Here is a 19,125-nt window from a genome sequence, read left to right as displayed (position 1 = left end):
CGGAGCGCGGGCGGGCGCGGACATCGCGGTGCGGGCGGGCGCGGGCATCAGCTCTTCACCGCCCCGGCCAGCATCCCGCCCGTGATGCGGCGCTGGATGACGGCGAAGAGGAGCAGGCTCGGCACGGTGGCGAGCAGCGCGGCGGCGGCGAGCGGACCGAGATCCGCGGCGCCCTCGGCGCCGAGGAAGTGCGTGAGGACGACCGGCATCGTCTGATTCTCCGGCGACTTGAGCAGGACGAGCGCGAAGAAGAACTCGTTCCAGGCGGTGATGAAGGCGAACAGCCCGGTGGCCACGATCCCGGGCGCGAGCAGCGGCGCGGTCACGGAGACCAGCGTGCGGACGCGGCCCGCGCCGTCCACGGCCGCCGCCTCCTCCAGCTCGGCCGGCACGGCCCGTACGTACCCGGTGAGCATCCACAGCGCGAACGGCAGCGACCAGACGACGTACACGAGGGTGAGTCCGCCGAGCGAATCCACCAGACGGAGCGCCTTGAGGAGCAGGAACAGCGGGATGATCACCAGCACCAGGGGGAACGCCTGGCTGACCACCACCCACCCGGTCGCGGCCCGCGCCAGCCGCGTACGGAAGCGCGCGAGCACGTACGCCATCGGGGTGGCCACCACGACGGCCAGCAGCGCGGCCCCGGCCGCCGCGAGCAGGCTGTTGGCGGCCGAGCTCAGCAGTGGCTGCTCGTCGAACGCGGCGCGGAAGTTGGCGAGCGTGGGGTCGTGCGGCACCCAGGTCGGGTCGATGCTGCTCAGCTCGCGCGGGGGTTTGAAGGCGGTGGACACCAGCCACAGGAACGGCACCAGCAGGAAGAGCAGGTAGCAGAGGAGGGCGAGGTACTGGGCGGCCCGGGTGGCGGCCCTGCGGCCGCGGCGGGCGGTCATCGGTCGCCCTCCCCGGTCCGCAGGCGGCCCGCGAGATACACGGCCAGCAGGATCGCGACGACGGCGACCATCGCGAGCCCCATCGCCGCCGCGTAGCCGAACTGCCCGTACCGGAACGCCTCCTCGTAGGCGAAGAGCATCGGCAGCCGGGTGCGCCCGCCGGGGCCGCCGTCCGTCAGCACGAAGACCAGCGCGAAGGAGTTGAAGTTCCAGATGAAGTTGAGCGCGCTGATCGCCAGCGCCACGGGGCGCAGCGCGGGCCAGGTGACCGTACGGAACCGCCGCCAGGCGCCCGCGCCGTCCATGGCCGCCGCCTCGTGCAGCTCGCGCGGCACGTTCTGCAGGCCGGCCAGCAGCGGCACGGTGGTCTGCGGCAGGCCCGACCAGATGCCGACGACGATGACGGCGGGCAGCGCGGTCGCCAGGCCGCTCAGCCAGTCGCGGCCCTCACCGAGCCCGAAACCGCGCAGCGTCTCATTGAGCACACCCGCGTCCGGGTGGTACACGAGCCGCCACATGATGCCGACCACGACCTCGGGCATCGCCCACGGCACGATGGCCAGCGCCCGGGCCAGCCAGCGCAGCCGCAGCTTCTCGTTGAGCAGCAGGGCGAGGCCGAGCGCCAGAAAGAACTGCGGGACGGTGACGCCCAGCGCCCAGACCAGCCCGATACGGAAGGAGTCCCAGAAGAGCGTGTCGCGGAACAGGTCGGCGAAGTTGAGCAGCCCCACCCACTGGGTGGGCTCGGTACGCCCGGACTGCGCGTCGGTGAAGGCCAGCGCGACACCGTAGAGGAGCGGGCCGACGCTCAGCACGAGGATCGGTATCAGCGCGGGCAGCACGAGGAACCACACGCCGTGATCACGGCGCGGTACGGCACCGGCCCGTGGGCCGGACGACCGCTTCGCCGCGGTCATGAGGGTCACGGCAGGGGCTCCTTGGCGCGGCTCGGTCCGATGTGTCCGGCTGGTCCGGTACATCCGGTACGGAACGGCCGCGCGCGCCCGTACGCGCGGACAGCCGTCGTCATCGTCGTGACAGCGGGCGACGACGTCAAGACACTGTGCGTGCGGCTGTTCGGACACGGGGGCGGGTGCGGATGCGGGGCCTGTGCGGCCGCGGGGCCTGTGCGGGCCGGTTGTCGGACCCTCCTGAGAGACTGTGGGTGATCGAAACGCCGGAGCGACAGCGACACCGCGCCGGGGTGCTCACGGAGCGCAGGAGGCAGCAGCATGACCGAGGCGAGTGGCGGAGCGGATGCCGCGACGGGCACGCCCTTCACGGAAGCGCGCGCACGGGACGTCCTGGCCGCGGCCGGGCGGCCGGACGCCGCGGCGGACGCCAAGCTGCTCGCGCTCGGCGAGAACGCGGTCTTCGCGTTCGGCGACACCGGCCCCGTGATCCGAGTGGGCCGCAGCGCCGAACTGCTGGAGCGGGCCGAGCGGGAGCTGCGGGTGGCCCGCTGGCTGGCGGAGACGGGCGTACCGGCGGTGCGCGCGGCAGAGCCCACGGCGCGGCTGGTGGACGGCCACCCGGTGACGTTCTGGGAGCGGCTGCCCGAGGCGGTACGGCCCGCGGGGCCCGCTGATCTCGCCGAGCTGCTCCGGCGGGTGCACGCGCTGCCCGAGCCGCCGTTCGCGCTGCCCCGGCGGGAGCTGCTGGGCGGCGTGGAGCGCTGGCTGCGGCTGGCGGGGGACGCGGTGTCGCGGGAGGACGCGGAGTATCTGCGCGGCCGCCGGGACGCGTTCGCCGCCGCGGCCTCGGCCCTGGAGCCGCATCTGCCGCGCGGCCCCATCCACGGCGACGCGATCCCGCGGAACGTCCATGTCGGCCCGGACGGCCCGGTCCTGGTCGACCTGGAGACCTTCTCGCGCGATCTGCGCGAGCACGACCTGGTGGTCATGGCGCTCAGCCGCGACCGGTACGGCCTGGGCGCCGACGCGTACGACACCTTTGTACGGGCCTACGGCTGGGACGTGCGGGACTGGGAGGGCTGCGCCGTGCTGCGCGGCTCCCGCGAGACCGCCAGCTGCGCCTGGGTCTCGCAGCACGCCCCGGGCAACCCCGCGGCCCTGAAGGAATTCCGCCGCCGGATCGCCTCCCTGCGGGAGGGTGACGCGGCGGTGCGCTGGTATCCGTTCTGAGACGACCGACCGGTCTGAAGCGGCTGACTGGTCTGAGACGGCCGACCGGTCGACCGGCCTGTCGGTCTGCCGGGCCGGTCGGGCAGTCCTGCGCGGCCGCCGCGATATTCGGTACCGCTCCCGGCCTTCCCCGGGCTAACGTCCCGCCCCATGCCCGACACCAGCGACACCGCGCCCACCGACCACCCAGCCCGCGCCGCACAGACGGCGCGGGCCGCTGAGACGGCAGGGCCGCCACGGCTGACCCGGCTCGCCTTCCACGGGCCGCTGTCCGAGGAGCGGGCGGAGCGGCTGGTGCACCGGCTCGCCGCGGCTCGCCCGGCCACCGTGCTCGATCTCGGCTGCGGCTGGGGCGAGTTCATGCTGCGAGTGCTCGACGCGGCGCCCGGCGCCACCGGACTCGGCATCGACGTCAACGCCGACGACCTGGCCAGGGGCCGGTCCAACGCCGCGGCCCGCGGCCTCGCCGACCGGGTGGAATTCGCCGAGGAGTCCGGGCACGGCACCACCCGCGGCCCCGCCGACCTCGTACTGTGCCTCGGCTCCGGCCATGCCGTGGCCGGCCCCGAGTCGCCGCACAACTTCCGCACCGTACTGCGCGAGCTGCGCCGCCTCGTCGCCCCCGGCGGCCGCGTGCTGTACGGCGAGGGCTTCTGGCAACGCCCGCCGGCCGCGGCCGAGCTGACCCGGATGTGGTCCGGAGCCACCGCCGAGGAACACCTGAGCCTGGCCGAACTCGTCGGCCTCGCCGTCGAGGAGGGCTTCCGCCCGGCCTGGGTGGAGACGGCGAACGGCGACGAGTGGGAGGCGTTCGAGTCCGGCTACCGCTGCGACGTCGAGGAGTGGCTGGCCGCCCACCCCGGCCACCCGCTCGCCCCCGGGACCCGCGAACGGGCCGACGCCCACCGCGCCTCCTGGCTGTCCGGCTACCGCAACCTCCTCGGCCTCGCCTACCTCACGCTCGTCCCGGTCGCGCCCGCCCCGCGCCCCTAAGGTGTTTTTCCGTCCTCTCACTCGGAGACACCGATTCACTTGGAGACACCGATGGCCATTCGCCGTGTCGTGCCCAACCTCCGGTCCGAAGCGGTGGACGAAAGCCGGGATTTCTACGGCCTCCTGGGCTTCGAGGAGGTCATGAACCTCGGCTGGATCACGACGCTCGCCTCCCCGTCCAGCCCGGCCTCCCAGGTCAGTCTGATGACGCACGACCGGACGGCACCGGTCGTGCCCGACCTGAGCGTGGAGGTGGACGACGTGGACGCGGCCTATGCGGCCATGCGGGAGAGCGGTGCCGAGATCGTCCATCCTCTCCAGGACGAGGAGTGGGGCGTACGGCGCTTCTTCGTCCGCGACCCCAACGGCCGGGTGATCAACGTACTGGCGCACCGCTGACGCCCGCTGTCCCGGCACGGAGGTCACGCGCACGGTGCCCCCCGTTGCCGTGTCACCCGTTGCCGCGTCACCCGTGCCGTGTCACTCGTGCGGTATCAGCGGCCAGGCCGGCTCCACATGGGCCGCCGGGTCGGCCGTGCGGCGCAAGTAGCGCTGGAAGGAGGCGGCCTGGTCGGCCGCCGCCTTGCGCTGCAGGGCGTGCAGGGCGGGCAGCGTCAGGCCGGCCACCTCCGGGTGCTTAGCGCCTATGCGGCGGGCCACCTCGACCGCAGCCACGGCATCCGCGCCCGCTTCGTGCGCCGCGTCCAGCGCCACGCCGTAATGCGCGCACAGCGCCTGGAGGGTGCGCTTGCCCTTCCGGTACGTGTCGAGGTGCTTGTCGAGGACGAGCGGGTCGACGACCGGGGCCGGGTCCGCGCCGAGCCGGTCGGACAGCGGCGGTATGCCGTGCCGGCGGCACTCGCGGTCCAGCAGCGAGAGGTCGTACCGGGCGTTCATCACCACCAGCGGCATCCCCGCGCCCAGCGCCGCTTCGAGCGCGTCCGTGATCTCCGCCAGGCCCTCCGCGGCCGGGCGGCCGCGCAGCCGCACGACCTCGGTCGAAAAGCCGTGGATGGCCGCCGCTTCGGACGGTATCGGCACGCCCGGGTCGAGGACCCAGCTCAGCGCCGGCGCCGCCCGCCCCGCCGCGTCGAGCCGGATGACGGCCGCGGTGACGACCCGGTCGGTCTCGACGTCGGTGCCCGTGGTCTCCAGGTCGAAGCCGACCAGCGGTTCCTTGTGCCAGCTCATGCGGCCTCCTTCAGTGGTGCGTCCCCCGTGTCGCACGCGACCGCGGCCTGTTCGGCCCGCGCGATCCGCCGGGCTCTCCCGTCCGCGATCTCGTGTGCCTTTACTCTCCCACGCACCACTGACAACGCCGCCGAATCCCGCCTTCCGCACCGCCCGGCCCGCCCCTCCCTTAAGGTCCCCTGCCCCTCCCTTAAGGTCCCCGGCATGGATCTGCAACTGGCCGGGCGGCGTGCGTTGGTGACGGGGAGCAGCGGCGGCATCGGGGCTGCGGTCGCCGAAATGCTGGCGGCCGAGGGTTGCGACGTGCTGGTGCACGGGCGGAACGCGGACGCCGCCGCGGAGGTAGCGCGCCGGGCTGCGGACCACGGCGTACGCGTGGACGTGGTGCTCGGCGACCTCGGTGAGCCGGGCGGCGCGGAGCGGGTGGCCGCCGCGGCGCGGGACTTCGGGGTGCACATCCTGGTCAACAACGCCGGGCCGTTCGCCGAGCACGACTGGGACTCCGTACGGCCCGAGGACTGGCGGACCGCGTTCGAGGGGAACGTTTTCTCGGCGGCGGGGGTGACGCAGGCGCTGCTGCCCTCGCTCCGCGCGCACGGCTGGGGCCGGGTGATCAACATCGGCACCCGGGCGGTGCGGACGCCGCTGCCGAACATGGTCGAGTACTCCGCGGCCAAGGCAGCGGTGGTGAACATGACGACCAGCCTGGCCGGGCACCTCGCGGGCACGGGAATCACCGCGAACTGCGTCAGCCCGGGTGTCATCGCGACGCCCTCGATGCACCGGATGTTCGAAGAGCGTGGCGAGACCACGGCGGACGCCGCGACCCGGTACGCGCCCAATCCCGTGGGCCGGCTGGGGCGCGCGGAGGACATCGCGGGCGCGGTGCTGTATCTCGCGAGCCCCCTCGCCGACTACGTCAACGGCATCGAGCTGCGGGTGGACGGCGGCGTCACGGGCACGCCCTGAGCCGCGGGCCCGCGGGAACCCGCGGGCCGCACCCGCTCACGACACCGGCCGCGCGTCCGCCCACACGCTCTCGAATTCCTCGCGGTACACCTCGAAGAGCCCGTGGTCGCTCTCCCGGCCGTCCTCGTGGCGCACGACCTCCCGGCCGCCGCCGCGCAGCACCAGGACCGGCACCTCCATGCCCCGGCTCTTGCGCAGGTAGGACTGGACGACGGCCAGGCCGTCCGGACCGTCGCCGTCCACGAGGTACGCCGTGAAGCGCGGCGTCTCGTCGAAGACCTGGATCTCGAACGCGCCCGGGTCGCGCAGCCGGGCCCGCACCCGCCGCATGTGCATGATGTTGCTCTCGATCGAGCGGCTCATCTCGCCCTTCTTCAGGCCCAGCTCCCGCTCGCGGCGGCGCACCGCGCTGCTGGCCGGGTTGAGGAAGAGCAGCCGTACCCGGCAGCCGGACTCGGCGAGCCGGACCAGCCGGCGGCCCGAGTAGTTCTGCACGAGGAGGTTCAGCCCTATCCCGACCGCGTCGAGCCGCCGCGCGCCCCCGAAGAGGTCCTCGGCGGGCAGCTGGCGCTGCAGGCGCACCCGGTCGGAATGGACGCCCACGACATCGGCGTAACGGTCGCCGACCAGGTCCTCGACCGCGTCGATGGGCAGCCGCCCGGCCGTACGGGTGCCGATGCCGGAGCCCAGTATCTCCAGGAGGCGCGCGGAGGCGCGTTCCGCCTGGGCGAGCACCGTCTCGGAGAGCGCGCGGTTGCGGGAGACGATGTTGCGGGCCACCTCCAGCTCGTCCAGGCCCAGCTCGACGTCGCGCCGGTCGTCGAAGTACGGCTCGAAGCAGGGCCAGTGCTGGACCATCAGCTCGCGCAGCTGCGGGAGGGTGAGGAAGCTGAGGATGTTGTCGTCGGCGGGGTCCAGGAGGTACCCCTTGCGACGGCTGACCTCCCGTACGGCGACCGCGCGGTGCACCCACTCCTGCCCGGCGGGGCCGGCGGCCGCGACCACCCACTCGTCGCCGTGCACCGGCTCGTAGATGGGGCGCAGCACGGCCGCGACAACGGCACGCAGCCGTTGTTCGACCAGATTCAGCCAGATGTACGCACGCCCGGCGCGTCTGGCGCGGGTGCGGACCTCGCTCCAGGCATCGGCGTCCCACTCCAGTTCCGCCCCGATCTCCATGGGACGTGCGAGGGACACCGCACCGGGCGGTGCGTCGATGGAGCCGCCCTCATGACCATCGTCACCAGGAGGCAACTCCAACCCGCCCGAGCTCACCTGTACACCGCCTTCCGAACCTCCGTGCCAACGATCAAGGCACCCTACTGCGGGCACGGGAGGGGGTGCAGCCCGATGCGTCGACTCTTCCACCAACTCCCCTTATTCGCTGTGCCCGTTGTGTCCGGAAACGAGAGGCGGGAGTGAGCGGAGTCATAGCGGCGTCCCCGGCGGCCGCCCGGGAGTCCCGGCGGACTCACCCCTCGTCACGCCCCTCGTCAGGGGTCTCCGGCGACTCTGGAGGCACTCGGGAACGAGGCCGAAAGTGATCGCTGAGGAGTCGCGACACGCCCATGAGGCCCCTTACCGCGCGCCATGTCGTCATACATCGTGATCTGCGGTCGGACACCTGACCGTTCCCCCGGTCGGAGGACCCTGTTTCGCGGCAGGTTGCCTGCCTTTCGGCGAAGATCTCGCGAACATCCCACTGTTCCTCGCTCATCGGGGAAGAATTCCGGTTTGGTCCGCGGTCGTCAGTCCGTCGCGGCGCCCCTCTAGGAAGTGGAAGAGTCGACGCATGCAGGTCTGGCCGGGACAGGCGTATCCGCTAGGTGCCACGTACGACGGTGCGGGCACCAATTTCGCGGTGTTCTCCGAGGCGGCACAACGTATCGAGCTGTGTCTGCTGCACGACGACGGTTCGGAAACGGCGGTCGAGCTCCGCGAGTCCGACGCGTTCGTCCGTCACGCGTATCTGCCCGGCATCATGCCGGGGCAGCGGTACGGCTTCCGGGCGCACGGCCCGTACGAGCCGGCCAAGGGTCTGCGCTGCAATTCGGCGAAATTGCTGCTCGACCCGTACGCCCGGGCGGTCAGCGGCGCCATCGACTGGGACGAGGCGGTCTACGGCTACCACTTCGGCAAGCCGGAGAGCCGCAACGACCTGGACTCGGCACCGCACACGATGGCGTCGGTCGTCGTCAATCCGTACTTCGACTGGGGCGACGACCGGCCCCCGCGTACGGACTACCACGAAACGGTGATGTACGAGGCGCACGTCAAGGGTCTGACGATGCTGCACCCGGAGCTGCCGCAGGAGCTGCGTGGTACGTATGCGGCGCTTGCGCACCCCGTGATCATCGACCACCTCCGGGACCTCGGGGTCACGGCACTGGAGCTGATGCCCGTACACCAGTTCGTCAACGACCACCGGCTGGTGGACGAGGGCCTGGCGAACTACTGGGGCTACAACACGATCGGCTTCTTCGCGCCGCACAACGCGTACGCCTCCTGGGGCGACCGCGGCCAGCAGGTGCTGGAGTTCAAGTCGGCGGTGCGCGCGCTGCACCAGGCGGGCATCGAGGTCATCCTCGACGTGGTCTACAACCACACGGCCGAGGGCAACCACATGGGGCCGACGCTGTCCTTCAGGGGGCTGGACAACGTCTCGTACTACCGGCTGACCGACGACCCGCGGTACTACATGGACACCACGGGCACGGGCAACAGCCTCCTGATGCGCAGCCCGCACGTGCTCCAGCTGATCATGGACTCGCTGCGTTACTGGGTGACCGAGATGCGGGTGGACGGCTTCCGCTTCGACCTCGCGGCCACGCTGGCCCGGCAGTTCCACGAGGTGGACCGACTGTCGTCCTTCTTCGACCTGGTCCAGCAGGACCCGGTGGTCAGCCAGGTGAAGCTGATCGCCGAGCCGTGGGACGTCGGCGAGGGCGGCTATCAGGTGGGCAACTTCCCGCCGCTGTGGACCGAGTGGAACGGCAAGTACCGCGACACGGTGCGCGACCTGTGGCGCGGCGAGCCCCGTACGCTCGCGGAGTTCGGGTCCCGGCTGACAGGTTCGTCCGACCTGTACCAGGGCGACGGGCGCCGGCCGCTCGCCTCCGTCAACTTCGTGACCTGCCACGACGGCTTCACGCTGCACGACCTGGTCTCGTACAACGAGAAGCACAACGAGGCGAACGGCGAGGACAACCGGGACGGCGAGAGCTTCAACCGCTCCTGGAACTGCGGCGCCGAGGGCGAGACGGACGACCCGGAGGTGCTGGAGCTGCGGGGCCGGCAGATCCGCAACTTCATCGCCACCCTGATGCTCTCGCAGGGCGTGCCGATGCTCAGCCACGGTGACGAGTTCGGGCGCACCCAGCAGGGCAACAACAACGCCTACTGCCAGGACAACGAGCTGGCGTGGGTGCGCTGGCCCAAGGAGGGCGAGGACGGGCAGGACCAGGAGGCGCTGGCGCTGCTGGAGTTCGTGCGCAAGATGGTGTGGCTGCGGCGCGACCACCCGGTGTTCCGGCGGCGCCGCTTCTTCCACGGCCGCCCCATGGAGGGCACGCACGACGAGCTCTCGGACATCTCGTGGTTCACGGCCGAGGGCGAGGAGATGCGGCAGCGGGACTGGCAGGCCGCGCACGCCAAGTCGCTGACGGTGTTCCTCAACGGGAGCGCGATCTCCGAGCCGGGCAAGCGCGGCGAGCGGATCTCCGACGACTCGTTCCTGCTGCTGTTCAACGCGCACGGCGAGGAGAAGGAGTTCACCGTGCCGATGGACCACGGGCGGCAGTGGCAGGCCGTGGTGGACACCGCGCGCCCGGAGAAGGTCGCCGAGGGCGGCGCGAAGGTGCGGGCCGGCGACACGCTCACCCTGGTGGCGCGGAGCCTGATGGTGCTTCAGCGGCCGGCCTGACGGAGAGCGCCGCGCCCGCGCTCTCCGGCCGCGTGCGGAACCGGACGGTCAGGGCCAGGCACAGTACGAGGACGGCGGCGGCGACCGCGACGGCGAAGGCGGCGGGCGGGCCGTAGGACTCGGCCAGCCGCCCCGAGAGGGCCAGCGCGAGCGCCTGCCCGCCGACGACCGAGCTGGTCAGGAAGGCCATCGACTCGGCCATCCGGCGGGCGGGCACCAGCCGTTCGGTGAGCGCGAAGATCGTGATGAGGTGCGGCGCGAAAGCCACGCCGAGCACCACGACCACCGCGTACAGCGCGCCCAGGGAGCCGACGAACAGCAGCGGCACGGAGAGCACGGTCAGGCCCACCGCGGCGGCCCGCCAGCGGGCCGGCAGGCCGATCCGGGCCGGCACGAGGACGAGCGACAGCCCGGCCACGGCGCTCATCACACCCATCGCCGCGTAGACCAGGCCCGCGTGGCCGGGAGCGCCGAGCCGCTCGGTGAGCGCGGTGATGCCGGCCTGCGAGGCGCCGAACATGGCGCCCTGGAGGGCCATGGAGACCCGCAGCGCGTGCGCGCTCGCCGGGATGCGGGGGCGGTCGCGCCGGGCCGTCCTGCGGGCTTCTCGCGCTTCGGCGTGTCGCCGCCCCCGGCCGGTACGGACCGTACGGGCCTCCGGCGCCGTCACCCCCGCCGTCCGGTGCAGCGCGAACGCCGAGCCGCACGTCGCGAGGAGCAGCGCCGCGAGGGCCAGCGCGACGGCCGGGTGCGCGACCGCCGCGGCCACGCCCACCAGCGCCGGGCCCAGCACGAAGGACACCTCGTCCAGCGTGCCCTCCCAGGAGAGCGCGGCGTTCACCGTGCGCTCGTCGGCCCCGGACCGCCGTACCAGGGCGACCAGCCGGGTCCGGGCGAGCGGCCCCACCTGAGGCACGGTCAGCCCGGCGAGCAGCCCCAGGAGGGCCAGCGGGAGCGTCGCCACGTGGGACAGCGCGGCGAGCACCAGGGCCGTGACGGCGAGCGCGTTGGCCCAGCAGGCCGCCAGCACCACCGGGCGCTGGCCGTGCCGGTCGGCGAGCCGGCCGATGAGCGGCCCCGCCACGGTCTGCCCGGCGGCCAGCGCACCGCCGGCCACGCCGGCCGTCGCCAGGCTGCCGCTGGTCTCGGTGACCAGCAGGACGCTGCCGAGCTGGCACATGGCGGTGGGCAGCCGGCCGAGGAAGGAGACGGCGGGCAGTACCGGGCCGGTCGTGGCGAGCACGGTGCGGTAGGTGGCCAGTACAGCGGTCATTCGGCCGACACTATCGAGACGTAGCTCTGGCTCGTATGGGCAGGACGTACGAACGAAAAACGGGGCACACCCCGCCCGATCGGATGAAGCAACAAGGCACCGTGCGGGTACGTGTGTCCCCATGACGCCCGAATTCAGCGCGCCGCCCACCGCCACCTACCGGCTGCAGCTCCAGCCCGGCTTCCCGTTCGCCGCGGCCGAGAAGACCGTGCCGTACCTCGCGGCCCTGGGTGTCTCACACCTGCACCTGTCCCCCGTGCTCGGCGCCGTCCCCGGGTCGACGCACGGCTACGACGTGGTGGACCACTCCGTGGTGCGCGCCGAGCTGGGCGGTGAGGAGGGGCTGCGTGCGCTGTCCCGGACGGCCGCGGCGCACGGCCTGCGGCTCGTGGTGGACCTGGTGCCCAATCACATGGCCCGGCCCGCCCCCGCCTCCCTGAACGGGCCGCTGTGGTCCGTTCTGCGGGACGGGCCCGCCTCCCCTTACGCCCGCTGGTTCGACATCGACTGGGAGGGCGGGCACGGCGGGCGGCTGCTGATGCCCGTACTGGGCGGGCGGCTGGCCGACGAGCTGCCCCGGATGCGCATCGAGGGGGACGTGCTGCGCTATCACGAACACGCGTTCCCCATCCGCCCCGGTACGGAGCGGCTGCCGCTCCCGCAGCTCCTGGATGCGCAGTGGTACCGGCTCTCCTGGTGGCGGCTGGCCCGCACCGAGCTGAACTACCGGCGCTTCTTCACCATCTCCGAGCTGATCGGGGTCCGCGTCGAGGACCCCGAGGTCTTCCGGGCGACGCACGCCACGGTGCTGCGGCTCCTCGAGGACGGGGTGATCGACGGGCTGCGCATCGACCACCCGGACGGGCTCGCGGACCCCGCGGGCTATCTGGCGCGGCTGCGGCAGGCCACGGGCGGGCGCTGGACGGTCGTGGAAAAGATCCTCACGGAGGACGAACGGCTTCCGGACAGCTGGGCCTGCGCGGGCACCACGGGCTATGACGCGCTGCGCCACATCGATGGGCTCTTCGTGTGCCCGGAGGGCGCCGACCGGCTCTTCGGGGTCTACCGCGACGCCGTCGCACCACTGGCCGACCGCGGCGGCGACTGGGAGGAAACGGTACGGCAGGCCGCGTACGAAGTCGTCACCCACGAGCTGTCGGCCGAGGTCGACCGCTTGGTGCGTACGGCGGCACGCATCAGCGAGCGCGCGCCGCACCACGGCGATCACGCCCCGTGGGCCCTGCGCCGTGCCCTGCACGAACTGCTCGTCCGGCTCCCGGTGTACCGCCCGTACGCGGACGACCCGTGGTGCGTGGAACGGGACGCCGCAATGCTGTCGGCAGCCGCCGAGGGCGCGGCCGCCGCCTTCCAAGTGCGCGAGGAGGCCCGCTCCGTGGCGCTCGTGCGCGACCTCGCGCTGGGCCGCCTGCGGAACGGCTCAGGGGACGACAGCGCGGACCACGACGACTTCTCCGCCCGCTTCGCGCAGACCGCCTCCGCGCTGCACGCCAAGTCGGTGGAGGACCGTGCGTTCTACCGGTACACGCCGCTGCTGTCCGCCTGTGAGGTCGGCGGCGACCCCGGGGCGCCCGCCGTCACGGTGGCGGCGTTCCACGCCTTCTGCGCCCGTCTGCAGGCGACCTGGCCGGCCTCCGGCACGGTGCTGTCCACCCACGACACCAAGCGCAGCGCCGACGTCCGGGCCCGCCTCGCCGCCGTCAGCGAGTGCCCCGAAGGCTGGCGCGAGGTACTGACCCGGCTGAACGCCCACACGGCCCGCACGATGGACGGCATCGAACCCGATCCGCAGATGGCGTGGACGGCCTGGCAGACGGCGTTCGGACTGGCCGGCACCGTCACGCCCCCTTCTCGCGTGGCGGTCGTCCCTGCCTGCGGGCCGGCGCTCGTCCCGGAGCCGGCGGGCGACGGCATCCCCTTCGAGCGGCTCGCGCCGGCCGTTCTGAAGGCCGTGCGGGAGGCCGGGCTGTGCACCACGTGGACCGAACAGAACACGTGGTACGAGGAGTCGGTCACGGAATTCCTGGAGGCGGGCCCGTGCAGCCCCGCGGCCGCCGCCGAACTGGCCGCGTTCGCCGACGAGCTGTCCCCCTTCATCCGCGCCAACGTGCTCGGCGCCGCGCTGCTGCACCTCACGATGCCCGGCGTTCCCGACCTCTACCAGGGCACGGAGCACGAGTACTTGGCGCTCGTCGACCCGGACAACCGCGCCCCCGCGCGTTTCTCACCCGAGTTCCTGGCCGACGTGGACGGCGGCGGGGACGGCAGCGGCGGCCCGGCCGGCGACCTGCACGGCACGCCGGGGCTCTCCGCCGAGAAGCTGCGGCTGACCGCCACGGCGCTGCGGCTGCGCCGGGCGCACCCGGAGTGGTTCGGCCCGCAGGGCTCGTACCGGCCGCTGCACGCCGCCGGCGACCCGCACGGCCACTGTGTGGCCTTCGCCCGCGCCGACCGCGCGGTGACCGTGGCCACCCGGCTCTCGCTCCGCCTCGCCGAGTCCGGCGGCTGGCAGGCGGCCGCCCTCCGGCTCCCCGACGCGTCGAGGACCTGGCGCGACCTGCTCACCGGACGCGACTTCGAAGGCCCCGCGGTTCCGCTGGCCGACCTCCTGGACCGGTGGCCGGTGGCCCTTCTGGTGCTCAGCGCCCCGTGAGCACGTAGGCCACGCTGCCGAAAGTGACGTGATCACCGGGGTGGACGGCGACCTCACCGAGGACGCGACGGCCGTTGACGAACGTGCCGTTCATGGAGCCGAGGTCGCGCAGCAGCCAGACGTCGCCGGAGGTGCGGAGCTGGGCATGGGAGCGCGAGACCGTGTCGTCGTTCAGGCGCAGACCCGCACCCGGGGCGCGGCCTATCAGGAGGGGGAACGGCCCGGGGTCCGGCAGCAGCAGCTTGGGGAGGCGCTCCGTGCGCCATGCCCTGCGGACCATGAGGTGGAAGGCGGACGCCTTGCCCACCGCGCGCAGCACGGCGCCCTCGAAGCGGCCACGCGTGGCCAAGTCTCCGGTCGCGCGGTCCAGTTCGCTGCGGTGCCGTGCGGTGAGCACCAGCTCCAGGCGGCGCAGAAAGGTGTCCTGGGACAGCCGCCCGTCGGCCGCGCCCTCGCGCAGCAGCGCCAGCGCGCGATCCCGCTCGGCATCCGACAAGCGGGCCGGTCGTGCCGGGAATTCGAGCGATGTCATGACCCGATTGTCCGGCGAGTTCCGGCCTTCTGTCCAGGCAGCACCCGGAGCACCGGAAATTCGCTCGCGCCGCGTACCGAGGGGCGGTTAGTGTTCGGCACGTGAACGGCCCGCGGCAGGCGGGCCGGTGAGGCGGAAGGAGGCGGAACGGCATGTACGGCACGGCCATCGATCTGTTCGCGCGCTCCGGCGCCGCCCGCCGCACAGGCTGACGGGGCGTCGGGAGCGTGCCTCCCGAGAGGACTCGTACACCCATGACCGACCTGGTCATCCGCGCGCTCACCGAAGGCGACGCGCAGCTCTTCCACACCCTGCACGACCCCACGGCCTCGCTCCTGGGGCACGACCGCTTCGGCCGGCCGTACGCCACGGTCGCGGCCGGCGGCGAGTACCGCCCCGACTGGACGTGGGTCGCGCTGCGCGACGGCGTCGTCGTGGCGCGCGCCGCGTGGTGGGCCGGCCCGGACGACACCCGCCCGATCGCCCTGGACCGGCTGGACTTCGCGCCCGGCGAGGGCGCCGCGGCGGCCGAGCTGCTGCGCGCCGCATCGTTGTCGGCCGAATACGTCCTGATGCTGCCGCCCGGCTGGCGTGCGCAGCCCGACGTGCGGGCCGCCGCCGAGGCCCGGATGGCCGTCGTACGGGCCGCCGGGCTGCGCCCGATGGTCGAGCGCTTCCGGTACGACTGGACCCCCGAGTGCGGCGTGCCCGCGGCCCCGGGGCGGCTGGTCTTCCGGCCGGAGCCGGACGACGAGGTGATCCTGGACGTGCTGCGCCAGGTGGAGCGCGGTTCGCTGGACGCGCACGCGCGGCAGGCCGTCGCCGCGGGCGGCGTGGAGCAGGCCGCGCGCGAGGAGCTGGAGTTCTTCCACTGGTGCCCGTCGCCGCGCGACTGGTGGCGGGTGGCGTACACCCCCGAGGGGAAGGTCGTCGGGCTGCACGTTCCGGCACGCAACCACACGTCGCCCGTAGTGGGCTTCATCGGGGTCGTCCCGGCGCAGCGCGGCCACGGCTACGCGTACGACCTGCTGGTCGACTGCACGCGCCATCTGGCCGCGCTCGGCGTGGACCGGATCGTCGCCGAGACGGACCAGCACAACACCCCAATGGCGGCGGCATTCGCCAAGGCGGGGTACCCCGTCACCCAGGAGCGTGCTTTCTTCGACGGGTAGGCGCAGCACGCAGGCGCGTCGGTGCCCACGGGGGCGCGTCGCGGTGGTGTGACGAGGAGGGAGAGGCCACGTGCTCTTCGAGGTGTGGGCACCGGACGCCGGTCGGGTGGAGCTCGTACGGGAGGGGCGGACCGTCCCCATGGAGCCCGGCGCCGCGCGCCCCGGCTGGTGGCGGGTTGAGGTCCCGGCCGGCCACGGGGACCGGTACGCCTTCCGGCTGGACGGCGGCGAGCCGCTGCCCGACCCGCGCGCGGCCCGGCTGCCGGACGGCCCCGGCGGCCCGGCCGCGGTCGTGGACCACGCCCGGTACGCCTGGCGGCACGACTGGCCGGGCCGCGGCCTGCCCGGCGCGGTCCTCTACGAGCTGCACATCGGGACGTTCACCCCCGGGGGCACGTTCGATGCGGCCGTCGAGCGGCTGCCGCACCTCAAGGAGCTCGGCATCACGCACGTCGAGGTGATGCCGGTCTGCCCGTTCCCCGGTACGCACGGCTGGGGGTACGAGGGCATCGCCCCGTGGGCGGTGCACGAGCCGTACGGGGGCCCGGACGGGCTGAAGCGCTTCGTGGACGCCGCGCACGGCCTCGGGCTCGGCGTCGTCCTGGACGTCGTGCACAACCACCTCGGCCCGTACGGCAACCACCTGCCCGCCTTCGGGCCGTACTTCACCGACACCCACCACACGCCCTGGGGCGCCGCCGTCAACCTCGACGCCCCCGGGTCCGACGAGGTGCGCGCGTACTTCCTGGGCAGCGCGCTGTCCTGGCTGCGCGACTACCGGATCGACGGGCTGCGCCTGGATGCCGTGCACGCGCTGCACGACACCCGGGCCCGGCACTTCCTCGCCGAGCTGTCGGAGGCGGTGGACGCGCTCGGCGCGCAGCTGCGCCGCCCGCTGTTCCTGATTGCCGAGTCCGACCTCAACGATCCGCGGACGACGGCGCCGCGCCCCTACGGGGGCCACGGCCTGCACGCCCAGTGGAACGACGACTTCCACCACGCCCTGCACGCCGCGCTCACGGGCGAGTCGCAGGGCTACTACGCGGACTTCGCGCAGGCCCCGATGGCGGCCCTCGCGACCACTCTGACCAGCGGCTTCTTCCATGCCGATACGTACTCCAGCTTCCGGGAGCGCAGGCACGGCGCGCCGCTGGACATACGCGCCACCCCCGCACACCGATTGCTCGGTTACACGCAGACGCACGATCAGATCGGGAACCGCGCGCTCGGCGACCGCCTTTCGGAGCAGCTGTCCCCCGGCCTTCAGGCATGCGCCGCGGCCCTCGTGCTGTGCGCTCCGTACACCCCGATGCTCTTCATGGGCGAGGAGTGGGGTGCGGGCACGCCCTGGCAGTTCTTCACCGACCACACCGACCCGGAGCTGGCGGAGGCGGTACGCAACGGGCGGCGCCGGGAGTTCGCCGCGCACGGCTGGCAGGCCGAGGAGATCCCCGATCCGCAGGACCCGGCCACCCGGGAGCGTTCCTGCCTGGACTGGAGTGAGTCGGAGCGCGCACCGCACAGCGCGCTGCTCGACTGGTACCGCACGCTCCTCGCACTCCGTCGCGAGTTCCCGGCCCTCACGGACCCGGACCTGACCCGTACGCGGGTGGCGTACGACGAGGAGGAGCGGTGGCTGCGGCTGGACCGGCTGACGCCCGAAGGTCCGGGGAGCGTGCACCTGGCGGTGAATCTGCACCCCACCCGTACCGCCGCTGTCCCGCTGCCGTACGAGGCCGCACAGACGCTCACAGGCCGCCCTGCGCCCCCGGAACGGGGCGCGGACGGCCTGCTGCGGCTGGAGCCCGCTGCGGTGGCGGTGCTCAGGTCCTGACGGGTCCTGACGGTGCCTACGCGGCGGCCGGCTCGCGGTCCTCCGGCTCGCCGTCCAGCTCGCGCTCGCTCGCCTCGACCGCGGCCTGCTCGGCGGCCAGGTCGAGGTTGCGGTTGAGCAGGTAGTACAGCCCGCCGCCGATGAGCAGGCCGGGCACGAAGGACAGGTCCGCGCCGCCCAGGGCCTTGGCGACCGGGCCCTCGAAGGCGTGGGTCGCGAAGAACGGGATCATCGTGACGAAGCCGACGGCGTAGGAGACGATGCCGCGCCAGGACCAGCGGCCGTAGATGCCGCCGTTCGAGTCGAAGATCGCGGTGACCGCGTAGTGGCCGCGCCGGACGCAGTAGAAGTCCACCAGGTTGACCGCGGTCCACGGCACCAGGAAGTACAGCATCATCAGCACGAAGGTGTTGAAGCTGTGCATGTAGTCCTTCGGCAGCAGCATCGCGACGACGAAGATGACGACCCCGACGGCGGCGATGCCGGCGACCCGCAGCCGTACGGTCGGCTTGACCGTACGGAAGGCGTCCACGGCGCTGGTGGTGGTGAGCATCGCGCCGTACGCGTTGACGGCCGTGATGCCGATCAGAGCGACAGAGGAGACCACCACGGCGAAGGTGCCGAAGCCGGGCAGGATGTCGTTGCCGACCTGGCGGAGGCCGGTGATCGCGCCCGGGTCGGGCAGCGCGGAGGCCAGCAGCGCGCCGAGGGACATCAGCCAGACGGCGGAGCCGGCCGCGCCGGCGTAGGTCCACCAGATGACCTTGCGGGCCGAGACGTCGCGCGGCAGGTAGCGCGAGTAGTCGGAAACGTAGATCGCGTAGCTGATCTGGTAGCCGGCCGCGGCGGAGAAGACGACCAGGAAGGAGGTCCAGGTCGAGCCGCCACCGGACGCGGCGGCGTGCGCGGTACTCGGGTCCAGCTGGACGAACGCCCCGATGGTGAGCACGCCGAAGACGGCGATCAGTACGTACGTCAGCCAGCGCTGGACAAGGTGCAGCAGATCGTGGCCGACGACCGCGAGAACGATCGCGAGGGCGATGATCAGGGCGTACCAGAGGGTGGTGCCACCGGGCAGGACCGTCTGCAGCCCCTCGGTGGCCAGCACCACATTGAAGACGTTGAAGCCGACGTACACGAAGACGACGGCGGCGAACGGCACGATTGCGCCGCGGGTGCCGAACTGGGCGCGCGACTGGATCATCTGCGGCAGGCCCATACGGGGGCCCTGGTTGGCGTGGAACGCCATGAAGAAGGTGCCGAAACAGGCACCGAGAATCACGGCCAGCACGGACATGCCCAGGCTCAGTCCCAGCTCGGGGCCGAGGAAGCCGGTGACCATCGTGGTGAGCACGAAGTTCCCGGTGAACCAGAACGGCCCCTGGTGCCAGACCTTGCCGTGGCGCTCGCGCACGGGCACATAGTCGATCGATCGTTGTTCGATGACCCTGGGGGCGGCAGCCATGGGTCCTCCTCTGGTGGTGCGGTGATCGGCTTGGGGGGCCGTAGTACGGGGACGATGGGGCCTGCG

The 19,125-nt window shown here is 72.8% G+C and carries 15 protein-coding genes; 8 read left to right on the top strand and 7 right to left on the bottom strand.

The genetic code is table 11. The features are described 5' to 3' along the window. Positions 1–47 precede the first annotated feature (47 nt). The gene (locus tag CCS38_RS22080; RefSeq protein ID WP_223735041.1) at positions 48–893 is read right to left on the bottom strand and encodes a carbohydrate ABC transporter permease; all 846 of its coding nucleotides are present in this window, start codon (positions 891–893) and stop codon (positions 48–50) included. Continuing rightward, positions 890–1,819, bottom strand: coding sequence for a carbohydrate ABC transporter permease (locus CCS38_RS22075; RefSeq protein WP_372457127.1), 930 nt, complete (start codon positions 1,817–1,819; stop codon positions 890–892). The genes CCS38_RS22080 and CCS38_RS22075 overlap by 4 nt, the downstream gene beginning before the upstream one ends. Positions 1,820–2,125: 306 nt before the next feature. On the opposite strand from CCS38_RS22075, the gene CCS38_RS22070 reads away from it, so the two are divergent. From CCS38_RS22070 to CCS38_RS22060, 3 genes are all read left to right on the top strand, one after another. Further along, positions 2,126–3,037 (top strand): aminoglycoside phosphotransferase family protein, encoded by a 912-nt coding sequence (locus CCS38_RS22070; RefSeq protein ID WP_223735040.1) that lies wholly within the window; start codon positions 2,126–2,128, stop codon positions 3,035–3,037. Between the two features lie 150 nt (positions 3,038–3,187). After that, complete coding sequence (locus CCS38_RS22065) at positions 3,188–4,030, top strand: SAM-dependent methyltransferase (RefSeq protein ID WP_223735039.1); 843 nt, start codon at positions 3,188–3,190, stop codon at positions 4,028–4,030. Between the two features lie 51 nt (positions 4,031–4,081). Beyond that, positions 4,082–4,429 (top strand): VOC family protein, encoded by a 348-nt coding sequence (locus CCS38_RS22060; RefSeq protein ID WP_223735038.1) that lies wholly within the window; start codon positions 4,082–4,084, stop codon positions 4,427–4,429. A gap of 81 nt (positions 4,430–4,510) precedes the next feature. Here the strand turns inward: CCS38_RS22060 and CCS38_RS22055 are convergent, their stop codons facing one another. Then, entirely contained in the window at positions 4,511–5,221 is a 711-nt protein-coding gene (locus tag CCS38_RS22055) for a 3'-5' exonuclease (protein ID WP_223735037.1), read from the bottom strand. Between the two features lie 204 nt (positions 5,222–5,425). Here CCS38_RS22055 and CCS38_RS22050 point away from each other — a divergent pair, with 204 nt between their 5' ends. After that, positions 5,426–6,190 (top strand): SDR family NAD(P)-dependent oxidoreductase, encoded by a 765-nt coding sequence (locus tag CCS38_RS22050; RefSeq protein ID WP_223735036.1) that lies wholly within the window; start codon positions 5,426–5,428, stop codon positions 6,188–6,190. Positions 6,191–6,226: 36 nt separating this feature from the next. On the opposite strand, the gene CCS38_RS22045 is transcribed toward CCS38_RS22050, so the two are convergent. Then, a complete protein-coding gene (locus CCS38_RS22045) occupies positions 6,227–7,465 on the bottom strand; it encodes a DUF5919 domain-containing protein (RefSeq protein WP_223735035.1) in 1,239 nt (412 codons plus the stop codon). A gap of 517 nt (positions 7,466–7,982) precedes the next feature. Between CCS38_RS22045 and glgX the strand changes: the two genes are divergently transcribed. Then, a complete protein-coding gene (gene glgX / locus CCS38_RS22040; protein WP_223735034.1) occupies positions 7,983–10,112 on the top strand; it encodes a glycogen debranching protein GlgX in 2,130 nt (709 codons plus the stop codon). Here glgX and CCS38_RS22035 read toward each other — a convergent pair. Continuing rightward, positions 10,066–11,385, bottom strand: a complete 1,320-nt coding sequence (locus CCS38_RS22035) for an MFS transporter (protein ID WP_223735033.1) — start codon at positions 11,383–11,385, stop codon at positions 10,066–10,068. The two genes, glgX and CCS38_RS22035, sit on opposite strands and share 47 nt — an antisense overlap. A gap of 121 nt (positions 11,386–11,506) precedes the next feature. Here CCS38_RS22035 and treY point away from each other — a divergent pair, with 121 nt between their 5' ends. Beyond that, positions 11,507–14,056 (top strand): malto-oligosyltrehalose synthase, encoded by a 2,550-nt coding sequence (treY, locus tag CCS38_RS22030; RefSeq protein WP_223735032.1) that lies wholly within the window; start codon positions 11,507–11,509, stop codon positions 14,054–14,056. Here the strand turns inward: treY and CCS38_RS22025 are convergent. Next, the gene (locus tag CCS38_RS22025; protein WP_223735031.1) at positions 14,043–14,588 is read right to left on the bottom strand and encodes an FHA domain-containing protein; all 546 of its coding nucleotides are present in this window, start codon (positions 14,586–14,588) and stop codon (positions 14,043–14,045) included. The two genes, treY and CCS38_RS22025, sit on opposite strands and share 14 nt — an antisense overlap. A gap of 254 nt (positions 14,589–14,842) precedes the next feature. Between CCS38_RS22025 and CCS38_RS22020 the strand changes: the two genes are divergently transcribed. Both CCS38_RS22020 and treZ read left to right on the top strand, forming a co-directional pair. After that, positions 14,843–15,760, top strand: coding sequence for a GNAT family N-acetyltransferase (locus CCS38_RS22020; RefSeq protein ID WP_223735030.1), 918 nt, complete (start codon positions 14,843–14,845; stop codon positions 15,758–15,760). A 70-nt stretch (positions 15,761–15,830) separates the two neighbouring features. Then, complete coding sequence (gene treZ / locus CCS38_RS22015) at positions 15,831–17,594, top strand: malto-oligosyltrehalose trehalohydrolase (RefSeq protein WP_223735029.1); 1,764 nt, start codon at positions 15,831–15,833, stop codon at positions 17,592–17,594. 16 nt (positions 17,595–17,610) lie between these two features. On the opposite strand, the gene CCS38_RS22010 is transcribed toward treZ, so the two are convergent. Continuing rightward, positions 17,611–19,059 (bottom strand): purine-cytosine permease family protein, encoded by a 1,449-nt coding sequence (locus tag CCS38_RS22010; RefSeq protein WP_223735028.1) that lies wholly within the window; start codon positions 19,057–19,059, stop codon positions 17,611–17,613. Positions 19,060–19,125: the final 66 nt, after the last annotated feature.

The organism is Streptomyces purpurogeneiscleroticus, from assembly GCF_020024005.1.
In the GTDB taxonomy this organism is placed as follows: domain Bacteria; phylum Actinomycetota; class Actinomycetes; order Streptomycetales; family Streptomycetaceae; genus Streptomyces; species Streptomyces purpurogeneiscleroticus.
The sequence above is the reverse complement of the archived record's forward strand: the minus strand, read 5'-3'. Positions and strand labels throughout refer to the sequence as shown.